Here is a 26,949-nt window from a genome sequence, read left to right as displayed (position 1 = left end):
ATTTCCCGGCGTCCCGCCCCATTGCTGGCCGGGCTGCTCGCCGTTCTGCCCGCGATGCTGTCGATTCTGCCGGCCGCGGCCCAGATGCGAGGGCATGGCGGACCCGTCCGCGCCCTCGCGTTGAGCCACGACGGACGGCTTGCGATCTCGGGCAGCTTCGACCAGTCGGCGATCCTGTGGGGTCTCGACACCGGCGCGGCGCTCGGCGTGCTGCGCTTTCACGAGGGCGCCGTGAACGCGGTCGCGGGCCTGCCCGACGGGCGCTTCGCCAGCGCCTCCGAGGACGGGCGGATCGCCCTATGGCGGCTCGGGCGCGCGGAACCGGAGCAGGTGCTCGACGGGCATTCCGGGCCGGTGGCGGGGCTCGCTGTGTCGGCGGACGGCGCGGCGCTCGCCTCCGCCTCCTGGGACGGGACGGCGCGGGTCTGGCCGCTCGCCGGGGGCGCCCCCCGCGTGCTGGAAGGGCACCGGGGCAACGTCAACGCGGTGGCCTTCCTGCCGGACGGGCGGCCGGTGACGGCGGGCGCCGATGCGACCGTGCGCGTCTGGCCGTCCGAGGGCGCCTCCCTCACCCTCGCGACGCTGCCCACAGCCTTGAGCGCGCTCGCGGTGACCGCGGACGGGGAGATCGCGGCCGCCGGCGCGGACGCGACCCTGCGCTTCCTGCGGGCGGACGGGACGGTCCGCGCCGCCGTCGAGCTCGGGCCGCAGCCGGTGATCGCGCTGGCGCCGTCGCCCGACGGACGCCGCATCGCGGCCGCAACCGCGGGCGGCACCGTGGCGGTCGTCGAGCGGGAGACGGCCCGCGTGCTGCTGCGCCTCGTCGGGCCCGGGCTGCCCGTCTGGTCCGTCGCCTGGCGCCCTGACGGAACCGAACTCGTCACGGGCGGCGGCGACAGGCTCGTCCGGCGCTGGGACGCGCGGAGCGGCGAGCCGATCGGGGCGCTCGCGATGCCGCGCCCCGGCAATCCGCTGGCGGCCTATCACGGCGACCGCGGCGCGGAGGTGTTCGGGGCCTGCGTCGCCTGCCACACCCTGACGCCCGGGGAGGAGACCCGGGCGGGGCCGACGCTCGCCGGCCTCTTCGGCCGCCGCATCGCCAGCCTGCCGGACTACCGCTACTCCGAGCCGCTGAAGCGCATGGACATCGTCTGGACGCCCGAGACCGTGGCGCGCCTCTTCGAGGTCGGCCCGGCCCGCTACACCCCGGGCACGAAGATGCCCGAGCAGACCATCGGCAGCGCCGCCGACCGGGAGGCCTTGGTCCGCTTCCTCGAAAAGGCGACGCGCCAGCCCTAGCTGTCGGAGCGCTCGCGGAAATAGTCCTCGCTCGTGCGCGGCTTGGCGCGCTCGGGCATCGCGTGCGGGTCGAAGCCCTGGTTGAGCGCCGCCTCGACCCGGCAATCGTCGCACATCGTCAGCGAGCGGATGCGATCCTCCCCGGCCGGGCCGCTGAACATCCAGTGGCGCTCACGCAGGCGCTCGATCACGCGCTCAATCGTGGCGCGCGTGCCGAAGGGCTTGGCGCAGACCGTGCAGCAGAAGGGCTCCTCCTCCTTCACAACGCGCCGCGGCGCCGCCCAGGCCTCGAAATCCACCTGCGGGACCAGCGTGATCACGTCCTCCGGGCAGGTCGCGGCGCAGAGGCCGCACTGCACGCACAGGCTCTCCTCGAAGCCGAGCAGCGGCTTGTCGGCGCTGTCGGTGAGCGCGTGGGTCGGGCAGGCACTGACGCAGGAGAGGCACAGGGTGCAGTCCTGCGTGCGGAAATCGAGCCCGCCGAAGGGCGCGCCCGCCGCCAGCGGCACCCGCGCCACGGGGGCGGGGGCGGCCACGTGCATCTCGCGGAACGCCTGCCGCAGCACCGCCCGCTTGCCGCCCTCCGGCACGAGCCCGGCCGGGTTCGCGGTCGGGTTCCCGAGCGGCGCCGCGCGCAGCGCCTCGCCGAGCGCGTCCGGATCGTCGGTCTCGATCGTCGCCACGATCGCGGCGTCGGTCTCCGAGTCGTAGCCCAGCGCGCGCGCCAGGGTGTCGGCGAGATCCAGAGTGCGGTAGAGGGGCGCCGGATCGTGCTTCGGGCGCGCCCGGGTCAGCACGCGGACGCCCGCCGCGCCGTAGGCGAAGAGCGCCGCGATCGCCTCCGGGCCAATCTGGGTGACCTCATTGACCTGCACCGGCAGCACGCGCGCCGGCAGCCCGTCGCCGTAGCGTCCGAGCGCGTCGATCAGCGGCTCGCCGTGATCGCCGTCGTGGAAGAGCACGAGGGCGCGCTCCCCGCCCGCCGCCCGGTAGGCCCGCATCAAGCTGCGCAGGCGCCGCATCAGCGCGGCGGCGGGCGGCAGGGCGTAGGCGGCCGCGCCCGTCGGACAGATTGCGGCGCAGCTGCCGCAGCCGGCGCAGACATGCGGGTCGATCGCCACCGTGTCGCCCGCCGGCGTGATCGCGCCGGTCGGGCAGACCTCCAGGCAGCGGGTGCAGCCGGTGATGCGCGAGCGCGAATGGGCGCAGAGCGAGCCGTTGAAGTCGATGAAGCGCGGCTTGTCGAATTCACCGACGAGGTGCGAGGCTTCGCGGACGAGGCGCTCGACGGCTGCCGGGTCGCGCGGGTCGGCGCGCAGGTAGCCGGGACGGACCTCGTGGGCCGGGAAGAGGGCCGCGCCGCCCGAGAGGTCGAGCACGAGATCGCAGGACGAGACGGCGCCGTCGCGCGGCGTCCCGAAGACGAGGTGCGTGCGCGAGGAGGGCGCCGGCAGCGCGTAGTCGTCGATGCGCAGCTCGAACGCGCCGAGATGGCCCTTGGCGCCCCGGATCGTGCCCCGCAGGACCGGGAAGGTGTTGCGGTGGAGCGGCGCGATCTCGCCCGGCCGCGACAGGAGCACGGTGACGTCGAGGTGCTCGGCGAGCCTCTGCCCCGCCTCGACGGCGACTGCGTCCCGCCCGTAGATCAGGGCGACGCCCCGGCTCTCCAGCGGAACGGTCCCGGCGACCGGGACCGGCTCGGCCGCGGCGGCCAGCAGCGCCGCCATCTTCGGACCGGAAGCGGCCGCCTCGGACGACCAGCCAGCGCTCTCGCGGATCCTGGCGTAGGCGACCCGCTCCTCGGCCTCCATCTCCTCGGCGACCTCGTCGAAGAGGGGAGCCTGGAGCGTGCAGGATACCGTCACCGGACCGCCCTCGGCGAGGGCATCGCGGAAGCGGTCGAGCTCCCGGCCGCAGAGTTGGTCGGCCGTAACGAGGCGGGAGCCGCAGCCCCGGCCGATGGCGGCAGTGTCGAGGGGCATCGTCCGCTCGCAGGAGCAGGCGAGGATGAGACGGTCGGACACGGATGAACCTGGGACGAGACGTGTTACGCGGGCCCCTTCGCCTGAAGGGTGACACCCCTTATACGCGAAGCATTCTAAACGACGATCCGACAAGCGGGCGCAGGCCGCGATGATCTCTTGCAGGATGTCCTGCGCGATCCTCCCGGATGATCTCTTGCCGGCCCCGCCCCACAGACGCCATGCGATCGACAGCTGCTCCGACTCTTCCGCCGCATGCCGGCCTCGTCCTGCCACCGGGCTTCGGCCAACGTGTCGCCGTCGGCGAGACTCATGCGGAGGCGTGCCGGCTCGCTGCCGCCGGCGAGGCCGAGGCCGCGACCCTGGTGCTCGGTGGGCGTCCCGACCTCGTCGACCTCGCGGTCGTGCTCGCCCCGGACGAGCCGCTGCGCACGGCACGTCGCGCCTTCCTAGCTGGCATGACGGCGCTCGCCGACACGGTCGGGATCTTCGGACCTCCCGAGATCCCGGTTCGGATCGTGTGGCCCGGTACCCTGACCTTCAACGGGGCGCGTCTCGGCGGCGGCCGGCTCGGCTGGCCGGAGGCGTGCGCCGAGGATGCGGAGCCGGACTGGCTCGTCTTCTCCCTGACCCTGATCGCCTCGAAGGCCGCCGCGGGCGATCCCGGCCTGACGCCGGACTCGACCGCGCTCGACGAGGAGGGCTTTCCGCCGGACCTGCACGTGCCGTTCGCGGAGAGCTTCGCGCGCCACCTCACCAAGGCCTTCGAGGTCTGGCGCGAGGACGGGTTCGAGCGTGTCGCGGCCCGCTACGGCGCCCGGCTCGACGGCGCAGCCGGTCCGGGCGTCGTGCTCGGTAAGGACGGCGCCCAACTGACCCATCTCGACGGGCGGGTCGAGCAGGTCGCCCTGGCGACGGCGCTCGCGACCCCCGCCTGGCGCGACGCGGAGACCGGAGGGGTGCGCCTGTGAGCCTGAAGCTACCCCGGACCCTGCGGCTCGACCCTTCAGACACCTTCGTCTTCGCGCGGGCCGCCGAGCCCGGCGAGTGGGCGGTGACGGGCTCGTTCCTGTTCTTCGACGCCGACGTCGCAGCGCTCTCGGGGAAGGCGCGGGCGGCGTTCCGGTCCGGCTTCGTCGGCGTCGATTCGCTCGGCTTCTCCACCCTCGTGGTGGTCAGCGAGGCGAGCGAGGCCGAGCGCGCGGCGGCGGTGGAGGCGCTCGCCGCCCGGATCCACGCGCATCTCGGCGCGCCGGACCTAGACACGGCCCGCGCGGCCGCCCGCGAGGAGATCGCGGTCGCCGCCTCGCTCTGCAACCTGCCGGTCGGCAGCGTGGTGGCGATGCACCGCAGCGCGGAGGGCGGCGAGATCCGCGAGGAGTTCCGCACCCTCTACCAGCGCCCGGGCACGGAGCGGCTGCACGGGCGCGCCTTCCACTTCGTCGAGACCGACGGGGACGATGCTTCGGACGAGCCCGAGGAGCAGGCGGATCTGGTCGGCCTGCTGCGCGGCACATCCCAGGGACGCTGAGGAACATGACCGAATTCTGGGTCTCGAGCGGCCACCATCTCACGCAGCGCACAGCCGGCGGCGGCCTCGCCGTGACCGACGAGCTGATTCTCGCCTATCTGGCGCGGCCCGAGCTGGTGCCGCCCGAGGAGGCCTGCGCGGCCGAGCGGGCGCTCTACACGAGCCTGACGGCCGAACCGCGCCGTCCGGTCGCCGCGAACGAGATCGCGGCGATCGCCGACGCGGATGCCCGGGAGAACTGGGAGGTGATCCTAACCTTCCGGGACCGCCTGCTCGGCGCGCGCTCCGTCGAGGCCGCCTACCTGTCGCTGGTGCGGGGCAACCTGCTGGGCGTGCCCTCGCTCTTCCTGAACCAACTCGTCCACCTGATCCTGCGCAACGCGCTGGACGGCTGCGAGGACCCCTTCGTGCTCCGCGCGGCGGAGCTGTTCTTCCGGCCGCAGCGGGTCAGCTTCCACGAGGGCCGGGTGCTGCTCGCTGACGCCGAGGTCATCGCCGCCCGCGAGGGAAGCGCCCCGCTCTCCCCCCTCGTCACGATGCTCGGGCAGGAGGCCGCCAACGAGCTCGACGTGCTGACCGAGGCCAATGCCTGGACCTACTGGAGCCGGTCGGACGCCTTCACCATGGCGCTCGACCTCGCGGGCCCGCCGGGCCGCGCGGGCCTCGCGCGGGTGATCGAGGTCTTCGTGCATCACCTGCTGAACGCGGCGGTGCGGGTGACGCCGCTCGACCGGCTGGAGGATCCGGACTGGCGCTGGTTCGTTGGGCTCGACGCCGAGGGCACACGAATCGGCAACGCGCTCTGGCGCGGCGAGACCCTCGACGCTGCGGCGCGGGCGCGAATGCTCGCGGCCTTCGGCCTCGTCTTCGACGATCCGACGCAGGTGGAAGCCGCGGTGGGCCAGCGGCCGGTCTACCTCTTGCTCGCATCGCCCCAGGACAGGACCTTGCAGCTGAAGCCGCACAATCTCATCGTCGGGCTGCCCCTGGCCGGCGGCCGGGAGGCTGCCTGAGGTGTCCACAATGCCCGAGGATCGATTCGAGGTCGGCATCATCGTGGCGCGGCGGCGCCTGAAGGGCCCGTGGGCCGACCACGCTTGGCTGCCCGTCGAGGCTCTGCCGGCGGCCGCGGCCGCGGCGCCCGGCACCAAGCTCTCCGAGACCGAGGACGAGGCGCGTTTCTACGCAGGCGCCTACGAGGTCACGCTGCACCCCGCAGAGACCGCGCATTACCGGGACAACCTCGTCTCGGGCCGGCCCTCGCTCTGGGTCGCGCTGCGCGGCACCGGCGAGGAGGCCTACGCGGTCGCCAGCGTCACGGCCGACCCCTACGAGGGCGAGTCGATGGCCGAGGGCATCGGCGAGATCGTCGAGGCGGTGCCGATGCCGCCCGAGGTGCAGGCGAAGCTGCTCGCCTACTTCGAAGCCTTCCATGTCGAGCGCAAGTTCGAGAAGCGCAAGCGCGACCGGGCCGACCCCGAGGCGCTCGCCCGCGGCGCGCCCGCAGGCCGCGAGAGATCCGAATGAGCGACGGATTCCTCACCCGCTGGCAGCGGCGGAAGCGCGCGGTCCGGGCCGCCGAGCTGGCCGAGCGCGACGCCGCCCCGACGGCTCCAGAGGGCGGGGCTTCGCCCGGCGATGCGGACGGCGCCGCACAGCGCGCAGCGCTCGACTCGGAGACCGGGCAACCGTCCAGCCCGCGGGCCGCTTCCGGCCCCGCGGAGTCCGGATCGGCGGAGGCCTCCGACCTGCTGCCCGAGCTTCCAGACCTGGAGACGCTGACGCGGGAGAGCGACCTAGCTCCGTTCCTGCGCGCCGGCGTCCCGGCAGCGCTGCGCAATGCCGCCCTGCGCCGGATGTGGTCGCTGGACCCGGCCATCCGCGACTTCGTCAGCGAGGCGCGGGAATACGCCTACGACTGGAACAGCCCCGGCGGCGTGCCGGGCCTCGGCCCGCTCCTGCCGGGCGACGACGTCCAGGCCATGCTGCGGCGGATCGTGGGCCTGTCACCCCAGGAGGCCGCCGCGCCCGCCGACGACGAAGCGGAGCCGCCCACCGCCCAGGCGCGGCCGGAGGTCTCCGTCGAACCCGATTCGGAACTTGTGCCGGAGGCCGAGCAGGAGGCCCTGCCGATACCCCCGCTCGTCGCCGAAACCGTCCTGCTTCCCGCGCAGATGGAGCCAGAGGCGGTCACCGTGCACGCGCGACCTGCACCGATGCCCCTGCCGACGGCCCGACAACGCCTGCGACGACACGGCGGCGCGATGCCGTCGTGAGAATGCCAAATTCCAGTTGCGGGCGACCAAAATGCTTTTTAAGACCAGTCTAATGTACCGCTCCTGATGCGGGCTCGGGGAGGCCGATGGGCTCGGTAGCGTCTGCGTTGGAAGGTCCGGCAGGTAGTGTGTCGGGGATCGGTGCGCGTGTCGACGAGATCGACCTGCTGCGCGCCGAGCACTACGACCTGCTCGCGGTCTTGCTGGGCCGGGCGCCATCTCAGGCATTGCTCGACGGACTCGCCGCGCTCTCCCCGGGGGAGGGCGCGCTCGGTGCCGCAACCGCGGACCTACGCCGCGCGGCCGCCGGCACCGATGCCGCGACCGTCGAGCGCGAGTTCTTCGAGCTTTTCATCGGGGTCGGGCGGGGCGAGCTTCTTCCTTACGCCTCCTACTATCTCACCGGCTTCCTCAACGAGCGTCCCCTGGCACGGGTCCGCGAGGACCTTGGCGCGCTCGGGCTGACCCGCGTGCAGGGGATGAGCGAGCCGGAGGACCACCTCGCGTTCCTGCTGGAGATCATGGCGGGCCTCGCGGCCGGACGGTTCGGGGCGGAGAGCGGCGCCGAGCGGCGCTTCTTCGACCGGCACGTCGCGCCCTGGGCGCCCCGTCTCTTCGCGGATCTCGAACAGGCGAAGGCCGCCCGCTTCTACCGCGCGGTGGGGGCGCTCGGCCGCGTCTTCCTCGAGGTCGAGGCGGAAGCCTTCGGGATGGATGCGTGACAATCGCCCGGGGCTCGAGCCCCGGGCCAGATAACGATGTTTTCGCGGCGCGTTGCCCTGGCGGGTACGGGCCACTCTAGGAGAGGAATCGATGCGACAGGATCCGAAGACGCTCGGTCGTCGCCAATTCTTCCGGGCACTGGGCGGCAGCACCGTGGCGGCTGCCGCGGCGGTCGCCTCGCCCATGTCGGCGACCGAGGCGCAGGCCTATGATCCGGGCAATGCCGAGACCAAGGCGCGCTACCGGGAGAGCGACCACGTCAAAGCGTTCTACCGGACCAATGGCTACGAGACGCTCCTGAAGAACCCCGATCCCGCTCCCGGCACGAAGTGAGTCTGCCATGCTGACGAAGCGCAAGAGCGGCGAGGCGAGCCGCAGCAAGCACCAGGCCGTCGCGGCCGGACTCGCCTCCGGCGTGCTCGACCGGCGCGCCTTCCTGCGCCGGTCCGGCCTGACCGCCGGCGCGCTGGCCGCCGCCGGCACGGTCCAGCTCGGTGCCGTACGCCGGGCAGAGGCCGCGGGCTCCTCCGCGGTCGGCCCCGACACGGTGATCAAGAAGAACGTCTGCACCCACTGCTCGGTGGGCTGCACGGTGACCGCCGAGGTGGTGAACGGCGTCTGGGTCGGCCAGGAGCCGTCCTGGGCGAGCCCGATCAACCGCGGCACGCACTGCGCCAAGGGCGCGGCGATCCGCGAGCTGGTCTCCTCGGACCGCCGCCTGAAATACCCGATGAAGCTCGAGGGCGGCCAGTGGAAGCGAGTCTCCTGGGAGCAGGCGATCGACGAGATCGGCGACAAGCTTCAGGCGATCCGTGAGAAGAACGGCGCCGACTCGGTGTACTGGCTGGGCTCGGCCAAGTTCACCAACGAGGCCGCCTACCTGATGCGCAAATTCGGCGCGCTCTGGGGCACGAACTCCGTCGATCACCAGGCCCGCATCTGCCATTCCACCACGGTGGCGGGCGTCGCCAACACCTGGGGCTACGGCGCCCAGACCAACTCCTACAACGATATCCGCAACGCCAAGACGATGATCATCCTGGGCGGCAACCCCGCCGAGGCGCACCCGATCTCCATGCAGCACGTGCTGTCCGGCAAGGAGATCAACCGCGCCAACATGATCGTCATCGATCCGCGCTTCACCCGCACGGCGGCGCACGCCACCGAGTACGTCCGTATCCGCTCCGGCACCGACATTCCGGTGGTCTGGGGCATCCTCTGGCACATCTTCCAGAACGGCTGGGAGGACAAGGACTTCATCGCCAAGCGCGTCTACGCAATGGACGACGTCCGCAAGGAAGTCGCCAAGTGGACTCCTGACGAGGTTGAGCGCGTCTCGGGCGTGCCGGGCGAGCAGCTGCGGCGCGTGGCCGAGAAGTTCGCCAAGGAGAAGCCCGCGACCCTGATCTGGTGCATGGGTGCGACCCAGCACACGGTCGGCACCGCCAACGTGCGCGCGCTCTGCATCCTGTGCCTGGCGACAGGCAACGTCGGCAAACCGGGCACCGGCGCCAACATCTTCCGTGGCCACACCAACGTGCAGGGCGCGACCGATCTCGGCCTCGATGTGACGACGCTGCCGCTCTACTACGGCCTCGTCGAGGGCGGCTGGCGGCACTGGGCCCGCGTCTGGGACGTGCCCTACGAGTGGCTGCAGTCGCGCTTCGACGAGGTTCCGGCAGCGGCCGGCCGCAAGGGCCGGACCCGCAAGGAGAACATGGAGGCGCCCGGCATCACCTCCACGCGCTGGTTCGACGCCGTCAACCTGCCGCCGGAGCAGATCGACCAGAGGAGCCCGCTCAAGGCCTTCATGATCTTCGGCCACGGCGGCAACACCGTCACCCGCCTGCCCGAGGCGGTGGAGGGCATGAACAAGCTCGAGCTGCTGGTGGTGGCCGACCCGCACCCGACCACCTTCGCGGCGCTCGATGCCCGGCAGGACAACACCTACCTGCTGCCGATCTGCACCTCGCTGGAGATGGACGGCTCGCGCACGGCCTCGAACCGCTCGATCCAGTGGGGCGAGCAGATCGTGCAGCCCGCCTTCGAGTCGAAGAACGACTACGAGGTGCTCTACCGGCTAGCGCAGAAGCTCGGCTTCGCCGACAAGCTCTGCAAGAACATCCAGGTCGTGGACGGCGTTCCGGTCGCCGAGGACATCCTGCGGGAGATCAACCGCGGCGGCTGGTCGACGGGCTATAGCGGGCAGTCGCCCGAGCGCCTGAAGGCGCATATGCGCAACCAGCACAAGTTCGACCTCGTGACCCTGCGCGCGCCGAAGGACGATCCGGAGGTCGGCGGCGACTATTACGGCCTGCCCTGGCCGTGCTGGGGCAAGCCGGAGCTCAAGCATCCGGGCTCGGCCATCCTCTACAACACCGAGATGCACGTGAAGGACGGCGGCGGCACGTTCCGGGCGCGCTTCGGCACGGAGCGCAACGGGGCGACCCTGCTCGCCGAGGATTCGTTCTCGAAGGGCTCGGACCTCACCGACGGCTACCCGGAATTCACCTTCGGGGTGTTCAAGAAGCTCGGCTGGGACAAGGACCTGACCGCGGACGAACTCGCCACGATCCTGAAGATCGGCGGCGACAAGCCCGACACGGTCAGCTGGGCCACCGACCTCTCGGGCGGCATCCAGCGGGTCTGCCTGGAGCACGGCGTCACGCCCTTCGGCAACGGCAAGGCGAGGGCGAACGCCTGGAACCTGCCCGACCCGGTGCCGGTCCACCGCGAGCCGATCTACTCGCCGCGGCCCGACCTGGTCGCCAAGTACCCGACCCGGCCCGACGAGCGGCAGCTACGCGTGCCGAATATCGGCTTCTCGGTGCAGAAGGCGGCGGTCGAGCGCAACGTGGTCAAGGACTTCCCGATCATCCTCACCTCCGGCCGCCTCGTCGAGTACGAGGGCGGCGGCGAGGAGACCCGCTCGAACCCGTGGCTGGCCGAGCTGCAGCAGGACATGTTCGTCGAGATCAACACCGGCGACGCGACCGAACGCGGCATCAAGGACGGTCAGTGGGTCTGGGTCACGGGCCCGGAGAATACCGCCAAGACCAAGGTGAAGGCGCTGGTCACCGACCGCGTCGGCAAGGGCGTTGCCTTCATGCCCTTCCACTTCTCCGGCTGGTACCAGGGCAAGGACATGCGCGACTACTACCCAAAGGGCACTGACCCGGTGGTGCTCGGCGAGAGCGTGAACACCGTCACCACCTACGGCTTCGATCCTGTGACGGGCATGCAGGAGACGAAGTGCACCCTGTGTCAGATCGCAGCGGCCTGAGAGGAGCGACCCGACCATGGCCCGCATGAAATTCCTCTGCGACGCGGATCGCTGCATCGAGTGCAACGCCTGCGTCACGGCCTGCAAGAACGAGCACGAAGTGCCCTGGGGCATCAACCGGCGCCGCGTCGTCACCCTGAACGACGGCAAGCCCGGCGAGCGCTCGGTCTCGATGGCCTGCATGCACTGCACCGACGCGCCCTGCGCGGCGGTCTGTCCGGTGAACTGCTTCTACACCACGGCAGATGCCGTGGTGCTGCACTCCAAGGACATCTGCATCGGCTGCGGCTACTGCTTCTACGCCTGCCCGTTCGGCGCGCCGCAATATCCACGCGTCGGGAACTTCGGTTCCCGCGGCAAGATGGACAAGTGCACCTACTGCTCGGGCGGCCCCGAGCCCGACTTCTCGACCGCCGAGTACGAGAAGTACGGCTCGAACCGTCTGGCCGAGGGCAAGCTGCCGCTCTGCGCCGAGATGTGCTCGACCAAGGCGCTGCTCGCGGGCGACGGCGAGATGATCGCCGAGATCTACAAGCAGCGGGTGATCAAGCGCGGCTACGGCTCGGGCGCCTGGGGCTGGAAGACGGCCTACCGCGAGACCATCGCGATCTGACCTCCGGCGCCGCGGGAGAGCCGCGGCGCGTCTCGATCCTCGACCCGAAAGGAACGCCGATGCGGCGGGCATTGACGCTTCTCAGCACCCTCCTGGTGGCAGGCGCGCTCTGGGCGGCGCCGGGCGTCGACATGCCCGCGCGCGCGCAGAACCCGATCCAGGCCGACGGGCAGAACCCGATGGGCGCGCGGCCCACGGCGGATTCCGTGAACGAGGAGTTCCTTTTCAAGCAGGCCCCGAAGATCGCCGGCCGCATCAGCATCCCGGACGGCAAGGCGGCGAACCTGATCCAGCCGCAGGGCCGCGAGTACCAGATGTTCCGGGAAGGCTGGCTGCCCTGGATCGGCGCTCTCGCGATCCTCGGGATGCTCGGCGCGCTCGCCGTGTTCTTCCTCTGGCGGGGCCGCATCATCACCGAGCACAGTCAGGAATCCGGCCGCAAGATCCTGCGCTTCAACGCCTTCGAGCGCTTCACGCACTGGATGACGGCGGTGTGCTTCATCATCCTGTCGCTGTCGGGCCTGAACTACATCTTCGGCAAGCGCCTGCTGATGCCGCTGATCGGCCCCGACGCCTTCGGCGCCCTGGCGCAGTGGGCGAAGTACAGCCACGTCTATCTCGCCTGGCCGTTCATGTTCGGCGTGGTGATGATGTTCGTTGTCTGGATCCGCGACAACATCCCGAACCGCATCGACTGGGAATGGATCAAGGCCGGTGGCGGCATCATCGGCCACAAGCATCCGCATGCGGGCCGCTTCAACGCCGGCCAGAAGGGCGTGTTCTGGATGGTCGCTGGCTTCGGCGCGGCCATGGGCGTCACCGGCCTGATGATGCTGTTCCCATTCGCGCTGCTGGACATCAACGGCATGCAAGTCATGCAGGTGGTCCACTCCCTGATCGGAATCGTGTTCATCGCCGGCATCCTGGCCCACATCTACATCGGCACGCTCGGCATGAAGGGCGCCTACGATGCGATGGGCAGCGGCAAGGTCGATCTGGCCTGGGCGCGCGCGCACCACGACCTCTGGGTCGAGAAGGAGCAGGCGCGCACCGCGAGCGGCCCGCAGCTCGGCGGCCGTCCCGCGCCGGCCGAGTGAGCACGGCGGCGCCGCAACAGCTGGTCTCAAGCCCCGACTGGGAACTGCACCGATGAAAGCCTTTATCGCCGCCGTGGTCGCCGCCCTCCTGCTGGGGGTGGGCGCCATGCTGGCCCTCACCAGCAACCAGAAATTCGCCTATCAGGCCTTCGCGACCTCTGGCGCGCGGGTGTCCGAGCCCGGCACGAACCTCGTGGGACCGCGCTGGAACGGCGACCCGACCCCGGGCGAGTTCGGCGCCGAGCCCCACGGCAAGGCCGAGGGCGCGGCCTCGAGCCCGAAGCGGTCTTGAGATCTGCGAGCCGGCGGCCGAGCGCTGCCGGTGCCGGAAACGACGTGTTGTGTTGTGAGGGAGCCTGTCCGATGAAGCGGCCCGTGACCGACCTGCTCGTGGCGGCGAGCCTCGCGAGCGCGCTCCTGGCGGCGGGCGCCGCCCGCGCGCAGGAGCCCGGTGGCGCCTCCGCGGCGCCCGGCCGGCCGGCCGATCTCTGCCAGGAACTGCTGGCCTTCGTGAAGCAGCCCGAGCCGGCCAAGCAGGCGGCCGCCACGCCGCCGCAGCAGGCGACGGCCGTCTCCAATCCGTCGGGCCAGACCCAGGGCACCGCCGCGCCGGCCGGCGGCAACGTTCAGCAGCAATCCGGCTTGAGCGGCCCGGTGAAGGGTGAGACACCGACGCGTTCGGGCAGCAACCCCGCCCTTGCCCAGGCCAACGCCGCCGCCAAGAATCCGCCGGCCGCCGCAGCGCTGCCGGCCCCGCCAAAGCCGCAGGAGGCGACCATCGCCCGGATCGAGGCCGCTGCCGCCTCGGGCGATCAGCTCAGCTGTCGCGCGGCCGCGCGCGAGATGCGGGTTGCCGGCGTCGTCATGCCCCCGCCGCTCCTGGCGCTGTCGGCGCTCGATCCGAAGTTCTTCGCCCGGTAGGTCCACGGCCTCAGGCGTACGGCCGAGGATTTCGCGGAGCGGTCAGTCCTCTCCGGCTGTCCGGACAGGCAGCGTAATGCGCGCCCGCAGACCGCGGCCAGCGGCGCCGGGCGCGAGCGCGACCGTGCCTCCGAGGCGCTCCACGAAGGCCCGCACGATCGCCAGCCCGAGACCGCTGCCCGACGGATTGCCCTGACGCTCAATCCGGTGGAAGCGCTCGAACACGAGTTCGCGCTGGTCCTCGGGGATTCCCGGCCCGTCATCCTCCACGTCGATGCAGCAGCAGGGCCCGGCTCCATCTGCGCTTGGCGTGGAGACCGATACCCGGACCTCGCCGCCGGCCCGGTTGTAGCGGATGGCGTTGTCGATCAGGTTCCGCAGGACCTCCTCCAGGAGAAATGGATCGGCCGCGACGTTGATCGGCTCTTCGGGCCCGTCGTAGGAGAGGCTCACCCGGTGCTGTCGTGCCACCGTGACGAGCCCGAGCGCGGTCTCACGCGCGATGGCGCTCGCGTCGGCCACGGTCCTGCCGTCCCGGCGGGCCGCACCTTCCTCCAATCCCGCGAGCGTCAGCAACTGGGCGATGAGCCGGTCGAGACGGTCGACCGCCTCGTCGATGTCGGCGCGCGAGGAGCGCCACGCCGTGCTGCCCGGCGGCTGGCGGTCGAGCAGGCGCAGATGCGTCTTCAGGATCGCCACCGGCGTGCGGAGTTGGTGGGACGCGTCCGCCGTGAAGCGGCGGAGCGTGGTCATGGCGCCGTTGAGCTGGGCGAGCAGCTGGTTGAGCGCTTCGACCAGGGGCAGCGCCTCGCCCGGAACCCCCGCAACGGCAAAACCCGGCACGGCCCCGCGTCCGTGGAACCGGTGCTCGACCGCCCGGCGCAGATCGTCCAGCGGCGCGAGGCCCATCCGCACAGCGAACCAGACGAGCAGGCTTCCGATTCCCGCGAGCGTCGCGCCCAGAGCCGTCAGGGCGAGGAGCATGCGGTGGGCGAGCCGGTCTCGCCCCTGCGTCGTCTCCGCGACCTGAACGAGCGCGGCGTGGCGCGTCACGTAGATCGGCTTCAGCATCGCGCCGATCCGCACCCTCCGGCCGCGGAAGACGGCGTCGCGGTAGATCAGCGTCTCGGGCGGCGGCATCTGCGGGGGCGAGGGCAGGTCGGCGTAGCCCGTCACGAAGGTCCCGTCGGCGGTCACGCTGTAGTAGATGCTGTCTCGCTGGGCGTTGGACAGCATGCCGAACGCCGCCGCGGGCAGTTCCAGCGAGACGCGCTCGTCCTCGACCGTCAGCCGTTCCGCGATCGAGAGGATCGAGCCTGCCAGGACACGGTCGTAGCTGGCCGTCACGAAGGTATCGACGAACCACGTTCCGCCGATGCCGAGCAGAACCGCGAGCGCGGCCATCGGGACCATCAGGAAGGCGGCGACGCGGAATCTCAGGGAGCGCCAGGCGGGCCCGCGCGCGCTCACCGTTCCTCCCCGGCGCCGGTCTCGTTGCCGGGTTCTGGACCCGTCTCGGCGCTGGCCGCCTCCATCAGGTAGCCGAGTCCGCGCAGGGTCACGATCCTGGGGCCGGTGGAGCCGAAATGGCGGCGCAGCCGCGCGACATAGACCTCGATGGCGTTCGGTGTGATCTCCTCGTCGAAGCCGAAGACTTCGGCCACGAGGCGCTCTTTCGAGACGACCCGCCCGGCCCGCGTGATGAGCGATTCGAGGATGGCGAGCTCGCGCTTGCGCAGGGGCAGGACGCGGCCGGCCAGCGTCGCCACCTGCCCGGAGCGGTCGTAGACGAGGTCGGCGCAGGTGACGATCGGGTCGGGCCTGCCGTGGCCGCGGCGGACCAGGGCGCGCACCCGCGCCTCCAGCTCGGCCGGATCGAAGGGCTTGGCGAGGTAGTCGTCCGCGCCGAGGTCGAGCCCCGCGACCCGGTCCGCGACCGCCGAGCGCGCGGTCACGATCAGCACCGGCACCGTGAGGCCCGCGCGCCGGATCTCGCGCAGCACCTCGAAGCCGGAGCGGTCGGGCAGGCCGAGATCGAGCAGGACCAGGGCGTAGGCTTCATGGCGCAGGAGTGGCAGCACGTCGGCCCCGCTCGGCTCGTGGTCCACGGCGAAGCCGCTGAGCCGCAGCGACGAGACGATGCCGCGGGCGAGCGCGGCATCGTCCTCGACGATGAGGATCCGCATCGGTCGTTGTCCTCCGCGCCCGGACCTTCCGCCCGTCGGCGTCGCGGCGAGCCTAGAACATCTTCCCCAGCGGAGGATATGGGTCCGCGCGACGGTCGGGCGCCTTTGCAAGCCCGGCGCCTCGCTCCGATCGGGCCGTGTCCGAGCCGGGAGATCGACCGTGATCGGGCCCGACAACGCGCTGGGCTGCGCGAAGACAGGTTTCGTTCACCGCTTCCGCGCGTGTCAGGATGATGAAAGCTGGCCCGGCTACGGTCCCCGAACAGGCGCACCACGAGATGCGCCGAAATCCGGAGGATCGTTCCATGAAGATGCGGCTCGCCGCCTCGTTCGCCGTGCTGCTCGCAGCCGCTCCCGTTGCCCTCGCCCAGACCGTGCCGCAGGGCTACCCCGCCTCCTACGCCGAGGTGATCGCGGCGGCCGAGAAGGAGGGCGCCCTCTCGATCTACGCGACCGCCGACGCCTCGGAGGTTTCCGAACTGCTGACGCAGTTCCGGGCGCTCTACCCGAAGCTGAAGGTCGAGTACGCCGACCAGAACTCGACGGAACTCTACAGCCGCTACGTCGCCGAGGCCGCGGCCGGCAAGACCGCCGACTTCATCTGGTCCTCGGCGATGGACCTGCAGATCAAGCTCGTCAACGACGGCTACGCCCTCACCTACGCCTCGCCCGAGAAGGGCGCGCTGCCGGACTGGGCCAACTGGAAGGATCAGGCCTACGGCACCACGGCCGAGCCGATCGTCTTCGCCTACAACAGCCGCATCGTGCCCGAGGCCGAGGTGCCGCGCAGCCACGCCGACTTCGCCAAGCTGATCAGCCAGAAGAAGGACGTCTACAAGGGCAAGGTCACGTCCTACGATCCCGAGCGTTCCGGTGTCGGCTTCCTGTACATCACGCAGGACGTTCAGATCAGCCCGCAGACCACCTGGGACACCGTGAAGGCGATGGGCCAGGCGGGCGCCAAGTTCTACACCTCGACCGGCGCGATGATCGAGCGCGTGGTCTCGGGCGAGCACACGCTGGCCTACAACATGATCGGTTCCTACGTCCTGCAGCGCAACCACAAGGACCCGACCCTCGCCTACGTCCTGCCCAAGGACTACACGCAGGTGATGTCGCGCATCGCCTTCGTGTCGGCGAAGGCAAAGAACCCGAACGCCGCCAAGCTCTTCCTCGACTTCCTGCTCTCCAAGACCGGCCAGGTCGAGCTCGCCAAGAAGGCGATGACCTCGGTGCGCACCGACCTGCAGGACAGCCACGGCATCACCAGCCTGCCGGGTGCGCGCGAGGTCACGCTGCGGCCGATCCGGGTCGGCCCCGAACTCCTGACCCAGCTCGACCAGATCACGCGACTGCGCTTCATCAAGCAGTGGCAAAAGACGCTCGCGGCGAACTGAGGCCAGAGCGATGACCCGTCCGTTCCGCATCGCGATCGTGCTCGCGACCGCGCTGATGATCCTCGCCCCCGTCGGGCTGGTGATCTACCAGAGCTTCCTCAGCGGCCCGTTCTTCCAGCCGTCGAGCACTTTCACCACGCAGGCCTACGAGTTCGTCCTCTTCGAGGAGGACGACTTCCGCGAGGCCTTCATCAACTCGGCGATCATCGCCGCCGGCATGACGGCGATCGCGGTGCCGCTCGGCTGCATCATGGCCTTCCTGCTGGTCCGCACCGACCTGCCGGGCCGCCGCCTCATCGAGCCGCTGGTGCTCGTTCCGATGTTCGTCTCCTCAGTGGTGCTGGCCTTCGGCTTCGTCGTGGCGCTCGGCCCCGTCGGCATCGTCAGCGTCTGGGTGAAGGGGATCGTCGGCACCATCCCCTGGTACCTCTACTCGAAGACCGCGCTCATCGTCATCGCGGGCCTCACACACGTTCCCCACGTCTTCCTCTACGCCTCCTCGGCGCTGCGCTCGCTCGGCTCCGACGTGGAGGAGGCCGCCCGCTCGTCCGGCGCCGGCCCCTTCCGGGTCGCGCTGACCGTGAGCCTGCCGATGATAATGCCGAGCATCCTCTACGCGACGGTGCTGGTCTTCTTCCTCGGCTTCGAGCTGTTCGGCCTGCCCCTGGTTCTGGGCGATCCCGAGCGGATCCTCGTGCTCGCCACCTACCTCTACAAGCTCACCAACAAGCTCGGCACGCCCTCCTACGACCTGATGGCCGTGGTGGTGGTGTCGATCATCCTGGTGACGCTGCCGCTGGTCTACACGCAGCGCAAGTTGCTCGCCGCCGCCAACCGCTACGTCGCGGTGAAGGGCAAGGCGAGCGCCCAGAAGCCGCTCGCCATCGGCGCGTGGCGCTGGCCGGCCGTCGGGCTGATCGTGGTCTGGCTCGGCTTCACGGTGGTGATCCCGGTCTCGGCGCTGGTGCTGCGCTCCTTCCTCTCGACCTGGGGCGAGGGCGTCGCGATCTGGCCGAACCTGACGCTCAACCACTTCCGTGAGCTGATGGGCTACCCGAACCTCGTGCGCGGCATCGTCAACACGCTGCTCATCGCCTCCGTCGGCGGCGCGCTCTCGGTCGGCTTCTACGCGCTCGTCAACCTCGCGCTGCACCGCTGGCGCTCGCGCTGGACGGCCCTGATGGACTACCTGGTGCTGGTGCCGCGCGCCATGCCGGGGCTGATCGCGGGTCTCGCCATGTTCTGGCTGTTCCTGTTCACCCCCGTCCTGCAGCCGCTCCGCCAGACGCTGTTCAGCCTGTGGCTCGCCTACACGCTGGTCTGGCTCGCCTACGGCATGCGTCTGGTGAGCGCCTCGCTCCTCCAGATCGGGCCGGAACTCGAGGAGGCCGGCCGCGTCGTGGGGGCGCGCCCCGCCCAGGTCAGCCGGGACGTCACCCTGCCGCTGATCAAGGCCGGCCTGATCGGCTCCTGGGTGCTGATCTTCGTGACCTTCGTCCGCGAGTACTCGACGGGCGTCTACCTGCTCAGCCCCGGCACGGAGGTGATCGGCTCGCTGCTGGTCTCGCTCTGGGGCACCGGCGCCGTCGACCTCGTCACAGCGCTCTCCACCGTGAACCTCGTCCTCATCCTCGTCGGCCTCGCGCTGATGTTCGCCCTCGGGAACAAGCGTCATGCCTAAGCTCCTCATCGAAGATCTCCACCTCCGCTACGGCGCGGTCGAAGTCCTGAAGGGCATCGACGCCCAGTTCGAGGAAGGCTCCGTCGTCTGCCTCCTCGGGCGCTCCGGCAGCGGCAAGACCACGCTGCTGCGCTCGATCGCCGGCCTGGAGGAGCCCTACCGGGGCGCCATCCGGATCGACGGCCGCCCGGTCTACGACGCGGGCGCCGGGGTCAACCTGCCCCCGGAGCGGCGCGACCTCGGCTTCGTGTTCCAGTCCTACGCCCTCTGGCCGCACAAGACCGTGTTCGAGAATGTCGCCTACGGCCTGCGCCTGCGCGGCCAGAGCAAGGCCGACATCACCCGGCGGGTGCAGGAATCCTTGGACGGCGTCGGCCTCGGCGCACTCGGCGAGCGCTATCCCTCGCAGCTCTCGGGCGGCCAGCAGCAGCGCGTCGCCATCGCCCGGGCGCTGGTCTACGAGCCGCCGGTCATCCTCCTCGACGAGCCGCTGTCGAACCTTGACGCGAAGCTGCGCGAGGAAGCCCGGATCTGGATCCGGTCGCTGATAAAGCGGCGCGGCATCACGGCGGTCTTCGTCACGCACGATCAGGCCGAGGCGCTCGCCATCGCGGACCAGGTCGTGCTGCTCGACGGCGGCAAGCTCGTGCAGTCGGGCACCCCGGAGGATCTCTACGAGCGGCCCGCCACGCTGTTCGCCTCAGAGTTCATGGGCACCAACAACACCTTGTCGGTCGCGGTCTCCGAGAGGCGGGACGGGCGGGTGCTGGTCGATCTCGGCGGCCACCGCCTCTGGGGCGTCGACCGGGCGAACGGCGGGCAGCCGGCCGGCAAGGGCGTGATTCGCCTTGAGGCGGTGCGCCTCGCCGAGGCACCCGGCGAGAACCGGGTGCCGGCCGAGTACGAGACCTCGATCTACCTCGGCAACCAGTTCGAGCACCTGTTCCGCTGCGGCGGCCAGACCGTGCGCGTGCTCTCCGACCGGCGTGCGGGCCCCGGCCCGCACTGGCTGGAATGCCCTCCCGAGCGGCTCTGGGTTTTCTAGCGGAACCGTTCGGCGGGGCTGCTCGGGCCCCGCCGACCTCGCGGCAGACACGTCACGCGCCCCGCCCACGCGCCGGGCACGGGGCGGTCGCGCGCGCCGAGCCCACAACCAAAGCATGTTGCAGAAACAATACAGAAACGCGCTCAGTAACGTTCGTTCTGAAGAATCCGCTTGCCGCCCATGCGGACGACCGTCCTAATAGTGATCGTCCAGAGGGCTGACGACAGTCCATCGACAAAAATTGCACGACGACATCTATACAACCCGTGGTTAAAATTCGGGAAGATGTGCGATCGCGTGCCTTGGGTCGGAAAACAGAGGGGGGAATATCATGCGTTCCATCGACAGGATCCTGCTCGCGTCGGCAGCAAGTCTCATCGGTTTGCCGGCCGCCCAGGCCGCCGATCTTCCGGTGAAGAAGGCCGCCCCGGTTGAGTACGTGCGCGTCTGCTCGACTTACGGCGCCGGCTTCTTCTACATTCCCGGCACCGACACCTGCCTGCGCCTCTCTGGCCGCACCCGCTTCGAGTATGGCTACCAGGCCTCCTACAGCCGTGCGCCCGGAACCACGGCGGCGGGACCGGGCGATTACAGCGGCTATCGCGGGCTCGCCCGCATCAACCTCGATGCCCGCACCAAGACCGATTACGGGACGCTGCGCGCCTTCCTGCGCCTTGAGGCGGCGAGCCGCACCGGCATCCCGACCATCCATTCGGGCACGCAGACCCGCATCGCCAACGCCTTCCCGGCGCTGGGTGCGGACGGCTTCGGCCGCGTGCAGCAGTACTTCAACACCGACAAGGCCTTCATCCAGTTCGCGGGCTTCACCGCCGGCCGCGCCTCGTCCTTCTATGATTTCTACGCGCACGACTTCGAGATCATCGCCTCTTCGCTGAGCTCGGACGTCGCCTCGACCAACCTGGCGGCCTACACCGCCACGCTCGGAAACGGCTTCTCGGCCACGATCTCGATGGAGGATCCGAGTTTCCGCCGCACGCCGCTCTTCTCCGCGCAGACCGCTGCCGTGGCGGCCGCCGCGACGGGCAATTCCAGCGTCGCCCTCTACGCGCAGACCAACGCGCTCACGCCGCTCTTCGTCGGCTACAGCGCCGCGGGCGTGCCGACCGGCGTTGGCTTCGTCGACATGATCGAGCGCAACCGCCTGCCCGACTTCGTCGGCGTGCTGCGCTACGACCAGCCTTGGGGCTCCGCGCAACTCTCGGCCGCCGTGCACGAATTGAACGTCGGTAGCACGGCGCTCGGCACCTTCGTGGGCACGAATCTCGGCACCGCGGCGAGCAACACCAACCTGCGCGCCACCGGGCGCACGCCGTCCGAGTACGGCTGGGCGGTCCAGGGTGGCCTGAAGATCAACCTGCCCTTCATCGCCCCGGGCGACACCCTCTACCTGCAGGGCTCGTACGCCGAGGGCGCGGGTATGTACACCGGCGTGACGGCCTATATGGGCTCCTATGCCGGCAGCGCTTCCTCGATCCAGGGCTCGGCCTTCAGCCAGTTCTTCAACGACGCGACGCTGAACCCCTTCACCAATCGGCTCGAGCTCTCGACCACCTTCTCGGCCGTGGCCTCACTGCTGCATTACTGGAACCCGACGCTGCGCTCGGCCCTGTTCGGCTCCTACGGCGAGGTCACGTTCGCGCAGGGCGCCCGCGCCGCGCAGGGCGCCTATTACAGCCTGACCACGACCGGCCCCGGCACGCCGGGCACCCGCTTCTTCGACCTCAGTCAGACGCTCCGCGACAGCTACCGCTTCGTGGTCGGCGGGAGCCTGATCTGGTCGCCGGTGAAGGATCTCGATATCGGCGCGGAGGCGATCTACACCAAGTTCGGGGTGCAGAACGGGCGTGTTCTCGACCTGAGCCGGTTCCCGGGTCAGAATGCGGCCTACGTCAACAACCTGGCCAACCCTGTCTTCACGACGACGAGCGTCGACGTGATTCAGGTGAGAGCCCGGGTGCAGCGCGACTTCTGATCCGGCATATCGGGAAGCACCGAAGCTCGGGCCTGCCGGACGCCGTACCGGGGACGCGCGTTGCGCTGCCCCGGTTCCGGCGCGATTGGTCGGGGCGCGGGTCGGAAGGCGATCCTTAACCATACGGGGGACAGGATACGCATCTGCGAGGATGCGGACCGATGCGCAACACCGTGCAAACAGCTCTCGGGAGTCTCGTCCTGCTGGTCTGTGCGGGCGTGACAGCGTCCGCCGCCGACAGATGCGCGGCGGGGGCCATCGACATCCTGAAGGCCGCGTCGCCGAACGGCTACTCGGTCTTCCGGCAGGTCGGCGACAAGAAGTTCTTTCGTGCCTGGCTCGATTGCGGCGACGTCCAGTACGGGCTGCCGACCGCGGTGCATGAATCCGTGCACGCCATCACGGGCGAGACCGACGCCTATCCGCTGATCGGCGGGGGGGCGGTCAAGCGGCCGCCCGAGAGCGCGGCGCTGTTCGCGCCGGCCCGGATCGCGGGGCAGTTCCGCCCGAGCCTCTTCGTGACCACCTATCTGCGCCCAGGAGGCGCGACCGCGGCCACGGATTTCCGCTACCTGCTCGACGAGCTGAACGCCTACACGCACGACCTCGACACGGCGATCGCGCTCGACGGCTTGCGGGATCCGGACATCCAGCCGGCACACCGCGACGGCCTGGCCGCGCTGATGAGCTTCGTCGCGCTTTATGTTGAAGCCGCCGAGACCGTTCCGACCGCCTGGAGCGCCCTTAAGGGTCCGGGGATGCGCCCCGCTGTCTCGGCACTCTGGGGCCAGGCGGAGCGCACGATGGTTGCGTCCTGTCGCGTGCCGGATCTCGGTAGCGAGGACGGGACCTTCCTGAGAAAGGCTTGCGCGCCGGCCCCGATGAGTGCCCTCGAACGCCTGCTCGGGCGGCCGCCCGTCTGCCCGAAGGCCTGCCTCGCGCCCGCGTCACGGACGGCCAGCCGCGAGTGAGCGGCAGGACCGGCGAGGCGACCCCGGGGCCGCTATCTACGCGCTGGCGTCGCGTTCAGCAGCCGCAGCCGTGATAGACGTTCCGGACGCTGCCCGTGTGGACATACTGTGCCGGCAGGTGCTGCACGCGCGACATGTAAACGTTGCGGATCACCGGGACGGTGTGATGATGGACGCGCGTCACGGTGTGGACCTGCACGATGGGGCGGACGCGCGTGATGTTGTAGATCGGGCGCGTCTTGTGGACGAAGTGAGTCCGCCGGACATCTCGGTACTGCGTCCGGTTCAGAACCTGGTTGACGGTCCTGTAATTGTAGACCGGCGGAACAGGACCGCATGACCTGCAACCCGCTTCGGCCTCGCTCGACCCGCCGATGAAGGTCGCGGTTGCGATCAACGCGGCGAAAACAGTTGTCGTGAGGCGCATCATCAGCAAAATCCCGGTGCGAAGAGCTTTATCGCTCCTCGCTTAGCAAACACGGATCCTGCGTCAAAGCTCAATCGGCAGACTACGTATTGTCCGCGGGTATCGTTCGAGTGCGCTTCATGACCCATCGCGGGCGTGAGACAGCCCCGGCGCCGGAGGATTTCCACGGCGATCATCGCTGCGCCTTCCTGGCGCGGGTCTTCGCCCCACTGGGAGAAGACTGCAACCGACCGGAACAGTCGGGCCCGACAGCATGACCATCGCTCTCGAACAGGCGGGCGCGTGCCCGCCCTACTGCGAGGCACAGGATGGGGCGTACCTACCCGTAAAACGGCTGGCCGGGAGGTCCTGCCCGCTGGTCGGAGGTGTGCCTCTCAGGGTGCCGGCACGCGCAGTTCGTTCTCAGTCAGGTCGAACGGATTCATGTCCGCATCGCCCATGAAGTCCGGGATCGGGCCGAGCTCGGCATGGTCGCCCAGGATCCGGCGCGCCGACGCGATCTTCTGAAACGCCTGCCGGCTCGTTCCGGCACGACGGGCCAGATCCTCCAGGCGGCGCAGCTTCTCGATCGTCAGGATCGTCGCTGTATCTCCGAAGACCGAACCTTCCCGCACCAGCCGCTGCACCAGCCATGCGGTTTCCGGATCGATATCCGGGGTCTGCGTCTTCATTGGAGGCGTCCTCCCTGACAAAGCCCTGTTCGATGCTCTAGGCAGATGCTCGCCGACTCGCTTTAACTTTGGTGAAGACAACAGGCGAGATGGCGGAGTCCGTGCGATATCGAACGGAATCCGTCGAGCACATCGCTGCCTGGCACATGTGAATGCGCGCATTGCAGCGCGGCGTACGATCGAGCGGCCGGCCTGCAGCGAATGGCAAGCCGGCGTCCTGCGGGATGCCGCCGTCTCTTTCCCCCGATCCGGCGGTGCCCGCAGGGCTTGGGGTGCCCGCAGGGCTTGGAGCCCGAAGCCCGCCTGCATCGGTGCCTCCCGGTCCGTGCTTGATTGCGCGGCGGACTGGCTCCGTCATAGCGACTCGCGGATGGAGAACCAGGCCAGGAGCGCTTCCTTTCTTGAAGGCGGGAAGACTGTACGGCCGAGCCCGGGACAAACATCCTCTCTTCCAGAGTATCCCTCGAAAAGTCTGCCGCTCCGAACACGTCCTATCGTCATCCGGCAGCGTCTTCGAGTTGCGGCGCGAGCACCCGGTCGTCCTCGCCGTGCACAGTGACCGGCACCATCTTGGCCGCGGGTGTCTTGCTGCCGATCGCGCAGTGCCAGAGCGGCATCGAAACGTCGCACTCGGGATAGTAGCCGCCGATGCAACCGAAGAATCCCCAGCCTCCGGCGGGGAGGCGGTACGGCCTGTAAGAGGGCTTTTCCAACGCATCGCCTCCGGGACCGGGCCGCGACGCGCACCGGGATCCGGCCCGCCGTGATCCTGGCGGGCCTGACCGGCCTCGCCGCCACCCCCTTGCTGAGCCTCCGGCCCGCCCAGCGCAGGGGCCGGGCGCGCTGATCCGACCCGGTCCCCTCAAGGGGCCAAGCACGATGCTCCGGCGGGCGCGGTCTTCCGGTAGGGACCGATCAGTCGCTCGTACTCCTCCTCCGCCTTGCCGTAAGTGTCGCCGGCCGCGGCCTCGAGCTTGGCACGGTCCAGCACGATGATGAGGCCGCGCCTCGCCCGGATCATGCCGGCCCCCTCCAGCATGTGGGTCGCGATGGTCAGGCTGGAGCGGCGCACGGCGAGCATCAACGACAGGAATTCGTGCGTCAGGTGCAGCTCGTCGCCGTCGGTCCGATCATGCGCCAGCAGGAGCCAGCGGGCGAGACGCTCCTCGATCTTGTAGGCGCCGTTGGAGAGCGCAGTCTGCGACAGGACGAGCAGGAAGGTCTGCACGTAGCGCATCAGGACAGCGGTCAGGGCCGGGCTCTCTCCCATCGCCGTGCGCAGACGCTCGGCCTCGATCCGCAGCCATGTCCCTTCGATCTGCACTGTTGTCTCATGCGGCGTGCTGTCGACGCCGAGGATCAGGGCCGTGCTCACCATGCCTTCCCAGCCGCACAGGCCGACCTCCAGCCGCCGCGGCTCGCTCGTGTTCGAGATGATCGAGGCGAGCCCGCTCTCGGGGAACCAGCCGTGCCTGAACGGTTCGTCGGAGCGGACGACGACGTCGCCCCTGGCGACCGACACGGTCACGAGGTGCGGGGTGAGCAGCGCGAGGTCGGCTGGCGGCAGTGCGCGCAGCAGGCAGTTCCGGAAGGGTGGGATCATCGCACCATCGTGGTCGGCGCGCCGGCCGAGCGCGGGGTCTGAGCGGCAAGGCCCCGTCCTACAGAGACCGAGTCCTCGGCTTCATTCGCATAGGTGTAAAAGCCGGCCCGGCGCCGGCCCGTCGGACCGTCAGGGCCGCACGGCCGGCGTCTCGAGCGGCAGCGGTGCGGCCCGCGTCGCGAGGTAGAGTTCGAGCGCGACGTATTCGGGCGCCCCGTACCCGAAGGGCTCGGCCCGCATGCCGGTGAGACAGTTGCGCAGGCGCCGCTGCAGCGAGCCCATCCCCTGCCATTCGAGCCGGTAGAGCGGGTAGCCGGTCGGCTGCCCCTGCGGGATCACGGCCGAGCCGAGGCGGCGGCCCCAATGGTCGTCGTGGCAGATCGCGCAGGAGAGGCCGAGCTGGCCTTGGCGCGCCTCGAACAGCGCGCGGCCCTCCGCCCGCGCGGGTGCGAGCCGATGATCGTCCGGCGGCGCGATCGGCAGTCCGCGCGACTGCGCGGCGACGAAAGCCGTCAGCGCCAGGAGGTCGGGGCTCTCGTGGGCGAGCGGCTCAGCCCCCTGATGCTCGCGCCGACAGTCGTTGATCCGCTCCTGAAGATCAATCGGCCGCCCGCTCCGCGCGTCCCAGGCCGGGTAGCGCGCCGCCACGCCGCGCATGGTACTCGCGGCCTCGCCGTGGCAGCCGGCGCAGGCCGGTCGGCCGGAGGTCGGCGCCTGGGCCCAGAGTTCGGCCCCGTCCGCGACCGCGAGCATGCCGGGATTGGCTCCGTCGTCCCGCTGCATCGCCTGGATCTCCGGACTCATCTGGTCGAAGCCCGAGCGTCGTTCGGCGGGCGCGACCGGCTCCGCCATAGCTGGGGCAGCGGCGAGCAGCAGACCGAGGAACGCGGCCGTAAGCGGGAGGCCCGGGCGGCGCGGCATGGTGAGCCTCACGCCACCGCGATCGCCGCGGATTCGGTCTGGTCGAAGCCGTCGTCGCCGCGCCAGGTGAAGCTGAAGCGGCCGCTCCGCGTCGCGACCCAGGTGAAGGTGAGATAGGGGTTCGCCGCCGAGGCCGGGAACAGCTCGGCGCGGAAGATCTCCTCGTCCTCGAAGCGGCAGACGAACTCGGTGACGATGTTGCGCGGCAGGATGCGCCCGTCCGCGCCGGGGCGGAAGCCCGTCTCCATCGGGTGCGAGATCAGCGTCTTGATCGTGATCACGTCGCCGGTCTTTGCGGTCTTGGGCAGGTTGATCAGGGTGCGGGCCAT

The 26,949-nt window shown here is 70.1% G+C and carries 27 protein-coding genes; 18 read left to right on the top strand and 9 right to left on the bottom strand.

From position 1 onward, the window contains the following. Positions 1–54 precede the first annotated feature (54 nt). Positions 55–1,299 carry a c-type cytochrome gene (locus tag DK427_RS24420; protein WP_425452611.1) on the top strand — a complete coding sequence of 415 codons (1,245 nt, stop codon included), beginning with the start codon at positions 55–57 and terminating at the stop codon, positions 1,297–1,299. Here DK427_RS24420 and DK427_RS24415 read toward each other — a convergent pair. Continuing rightward, on the bottom strand, positions 1,296–3,281 hold the full coding sequence (locus DK427_RS24415; protein WP_109953643.1) for a 4Fe-4S binding protein: 1,986 nt from the start codon (positions 3,279–3,281) through the stop codon (positions 1,296–1,298). The two genes, DK427_RS24420 and DK427_RS24415, sit on opposite strands and share 4 nt — an antisense overlap. A gap of 221 nt (positions 3,282–3,502) precedes the next feature. Here DK427_RS24415 and DK427_RS24410 point away from each other — a divergent pair, with 221 nt between their 5' ends. The 12 genes from DK427_RS24410 to DK427_RS24355 all read left to right on the top strand — a co-directional run bounded on the left by DK427_RS24410 (position 3,503) and on the right by DK427_RS24355 (position 13,725). After that, positions 3,503–4,252 carry a biotin/lipoate--protein ligase family protein gene (locus tag DK427_RS24410; protein WP_109953642.1) on the top strand — a complete coding sequence of 250 codons (750 nt, stop codon included), beginning with the start codon at positions 3,503–3,505 and terminating at the stop codon, positions 4,250–4,252. Then, positions 4,249–4,812, top strand: coding sequence for a DUF6505 family protein (locus DK427_RS24405; RefSeq protein WP_109953641.1), 564 nt, complete (start codon positions 4,249–4,251; stop codon positions 4,810–4,812). The genes DK427_RS24410 and DK427_RS24405 overlap by 4 nt, the downstream gene beginning before the upstream one ends. 5 nt (positions 4,813–4,817) lie before the next feature. Then, a complete protein-coding gene (locus DK427_RS24400; RefSeq protein ID WP_109953640.1) occupies positions 4,818–5,825 on the top strand; it encodes a DUF6352 family protein in 1,008 nt (335 codons plus the stop codon). 10 nt (positions 5,826–5,835) lie between these two features. Continuing rightward, on the top strand, positions 5,836–6,339 hold the full coding sequence (locus DK427_RS24395; protein WP_109953639.1) for a DUF3305 domain-containing protein: 504 nt from the start codon (positions 5,836–5,838) through the stop codon (positions 6,337–6,339). After that, positions 6,336–7,088 (top strand): DUF3306 domain-containing protein, encoded by a 753-nt coding sequence (locus DK427_RS24390; protein WP_109953638.1) that lies wholly within the window; start codon positions 6,336–6,338, stop codon positions 7,086–7,088. The genes DK427_RS24395 and DK427_RS24390 overlap by 4 nt, the downstream gene beginning before the upstream one ends. A gap of 86 nt (positions 7,089–7,174) precedes the next feature. Continuing rightward, a complete protein-coding gene (locus DK427_RS24385) occupies positions 7,175–7,810 on the top strand; it encodes a TorD/DmsD family molecular chaperone (RefSeq protein ID WP_109953637.1) in 636 nt (211 codons plus the stop codon). Positions 7,811–7,901: 91 nt separating this feature from the next. After that, the gene (locus DK427_RS24380) at positions 7,902–8,144 is read left to right on the top strand and encodes a formate dehydrogenase (protein ID WP_109953636.1); all 243 of its coding nucleotides are present in this window, start codon (positions 7,902–7,904) and stop codon (positions 8,142–8,144) included. 7 nt (positions 8,145–8,151) lie between these two features. Beyond that, positions 8,152–11,094, top strand: a complete 2,943-nt coding sequence (locus tag DK427_RS24375; RefSeq protein WP_109953635.1) for a formate dehydrogenase subunit alpha — start codon at positions 8,152–8,154, stop codon at positions 11,092–11,094. Positions 11,095–11,110: 16 nt separating this feature from the next. Further along, the gene (gene fdh3B / locus DK427_RS24370) at positions 11,111–11,707 is read left to right on the top strand and encodes a formate dehydrogenase FDH3 subunit beta (RefSeq protein WP_109953634.1); all 597 of its coding nucleotides are present in this window, start codon (positions 11,111–11,113) and stop codon (positions 11,705–11,707) included. Between the two features lie 59 nt (positions 11,708–11,766). Further along, complete coding sequence (locus tag DK427_RS24365; RefSeq protein WP_109953633.1) at positions 11,767–12,804, top strand: formate dehydrogenase subunit gamma; 1,038 nt, start codon at positions 11,767–11,769, stop codon at positions 12,802–12,804. Positions 12,805–12,856: 52 nt separating this feature from the next. Continuing rightward, the gene (locus DK427_RS24360) at positions 12,857–13,096 is read left to right on the top strand and encodes a hypothetical protein (RefSeq protein WP_109953632.1); all 240 of its coding nucleotides are present in this window, start codon (positions 12,857–12,859) and stop codon (positions 13,094–13,096) included. Between the two features lie 71 nt (positions 13,097–13,167). Next, on the top strand, positions 13,168–13,725 hold the full coding sequence (locus DK427_RS24355; RefSeq protein ID WP_109953631.1) for a hypothetical protein: 558 nt from the start codon (positions 13,168–13,170) through the stop codon (positions 13,723–13,725). Positions 13,726–13,767: 42 nt separating this feature from the next. Here the strand turns inward: DK427_RS24355 and DK427_RS24350 are convergent, their stop codons facing one another. Together DK427_RS24350 and DK427_RS24345 are read right to left on the bottom strand one after the other, a co-directional pair. Further along, positions 13,768–15,195, bottom strand: a complete 1,428-nt coding sequence (locus DK427_RS24350) for a sensor histidine kinase (protein ID WP_204165235.1) — start codon at positions 15,193–15,195, stop codon at positions 13,768–13,770. Then, entirely contained in the window at positions 15,192–15,911 is a 720-nt protein-coding gene (locus tag DK427_RS24345; protein WP_109953630.1) for a response regulator, read from the bottom strand. The genes DK427_RS24350 and DK427_RS24345 overlap by 4 nt, the downstream gene beginning before the upstream one ends. A 305-nt stretch (positions 15,912–16,216) precedes the next feature. On the opposite strand from DK427_RS24345, the gene DK427_RS24340 reads away from it, so the two are divergent. The 5 genes from DK427_RS24340 (at position 16,217) to DK427_RS24320 (ending at position 22,998) form a co-directional block, all read left to right on the top strand. Continuing rightward, complete coding sequence (locus DK427_RS24340) at positions 16,217–17,308, top strand: ABC transporter substrate-binding protein (RefSeq protein WP_109953629.1); 1,092 nt, start codon at positions 16,217–16,219, stop codon at positions 17,306–17,308. Between the two features lie 10 nt (positions 17,309–17,318). Then, on the top strand, positions 17,319–18,989 hold the full coding sequence (locus tag DK427_RS24335) for an ABC transporter permease (RefSeq protein ID WP_109953628.1): 1,671 nt from the start codon (positions 17,319–17,321) through the stop codon (positions 18,987–18,989). After that, a complete protein-coding gene (locus DK427_RS24330; RefSeq protein ID WP_109953627.1) occupies positions 18,982–20,034 on the top strand; it encodes an ABC transporter ATP-binding protein in 1,053 nt (350 codons plus the stop codon). The genes DK427_RS24335 and DK427_RS24330 overlap by 8 nt, the downstream gene beginning before the upstream one ends. A 331-nt stretch (positions 20,035–20,365) precedes the next feature. Next, positions 20,366–22,027, top strand: a complete 1,662-nt coding sequence (locus tag DK427_RS24325) for a porin (protein WP_109953626.1) — start codon at positions 20,366–20,368, stop codon at positions 22,025–22,027. 161 nt (positions 22,028–22,188) lie between these two features. Continuing rightward, positions 22,189–22,998, top strand: coding sequence for a hypothetical protein (locus DK427_RS24320; protein ID WP_109953625.1), 810 nt, complete (start codon positions 22,189–22,191; stop codon positions 22,996–22,998). Between the two features lie 55 nt (positions 22,999–23,053). Here DK427_RS24320 and DK427_RS24315 read toward each other — a convergent pair whose 3' ends face one another. The 6 genes from DK427_RS24315 to DK427_RS24290 form a co-directional block, all read right to left on the bottom strand. Then, positions 23,054–23,428, bottom strand: coding sequence for a hypothetical protein (locus tag DK427_RS24315; RefSeq protein ID WP_109953624.1), 375 nt, complete (start codon positions 23,426–23,428; stop codon positions 23,054–23,056). Positions 23,429–23,799: 371 nt separating this feature from the next. Then, positions 23,800–24,096 carry a hypothetical protein gene (locus DK427_RS24310; RefSeq protein ID WP_109953623.1) on the bottom strand — a complete coding sequence of 99 codons (297 nt, stop codon included), beginning with the start codon at positions 24,094–24,096 and terminating at the stop codon, positions 23,800–23,802. Positions 24,097–24,593: 497 nt separating this feature from the next. Continuing rightward, the gene (locus DK427_RS24305) at positions 24,594–24,809 is read right to left on the bottom strand and encodes a hypothetical protein (RefSeq protein WP_109953622.1); all 216 of its coding nucleotides are present in this window, start codon (positions 24,807–24,809) and stop codon (positions 24,594–24,596) included. Between the two features lie 149 nt (positions 24,810–24,958). Continuing rightward, positions 24,959–25,699 carry a Crp/Fnr family transcriptional regulator gene (locus DK427_RS24300; protein ID WP_109953621.1) on the bottom strand — a complete coding sequence of 247 codons (741 nt, stop codon included), beginning with the start codon at positions 25,697–25,699 and terminating at the stop codon, positions 24,959–24,961. A 129-nt stretch (positions 25,700–25,828) separates the two neighbouring features. Further along, positions 25,829–26,620, bottom strand: a complete 792-nt coding sequence (gene soxA / locus DK427_RS24295; RefSeq protein ID WP_109954368.1) for a sulfur oxidation c-type cytochrome SoxA — start codon at positions 26,618–26,620, stop codon at positions 25,829–25,831. Positions 26,621–26,628: 8 nt separating this feature from the next. Continuing rightward, complete coding sequence (locus DK427_RS24290; protein WP_109953620.1) at positions 26,629–26,949, bottom strand: thiosulfate oxidation carrier complex protein SoxZ; 321 nt, start codon at positions 26,947–26,949, stop codon at positions 26,629–26,631.

Source organism: Methylobacterium radiodurans (assembly GCF_003173735.1).
GTDB classification, from domain to species: Bacteria; Pseudomonadota; Alphaproteobacteria; order Rhizobiales; family Beijerinckiaceae; genus Methylobacterium; species Methylobacterium radiodurans.
The sequence above is the reverse complement of the archived record's forward strand: the minus strand, read 5'-3'. Positions and strand labels throughout refer to the sequence as shown.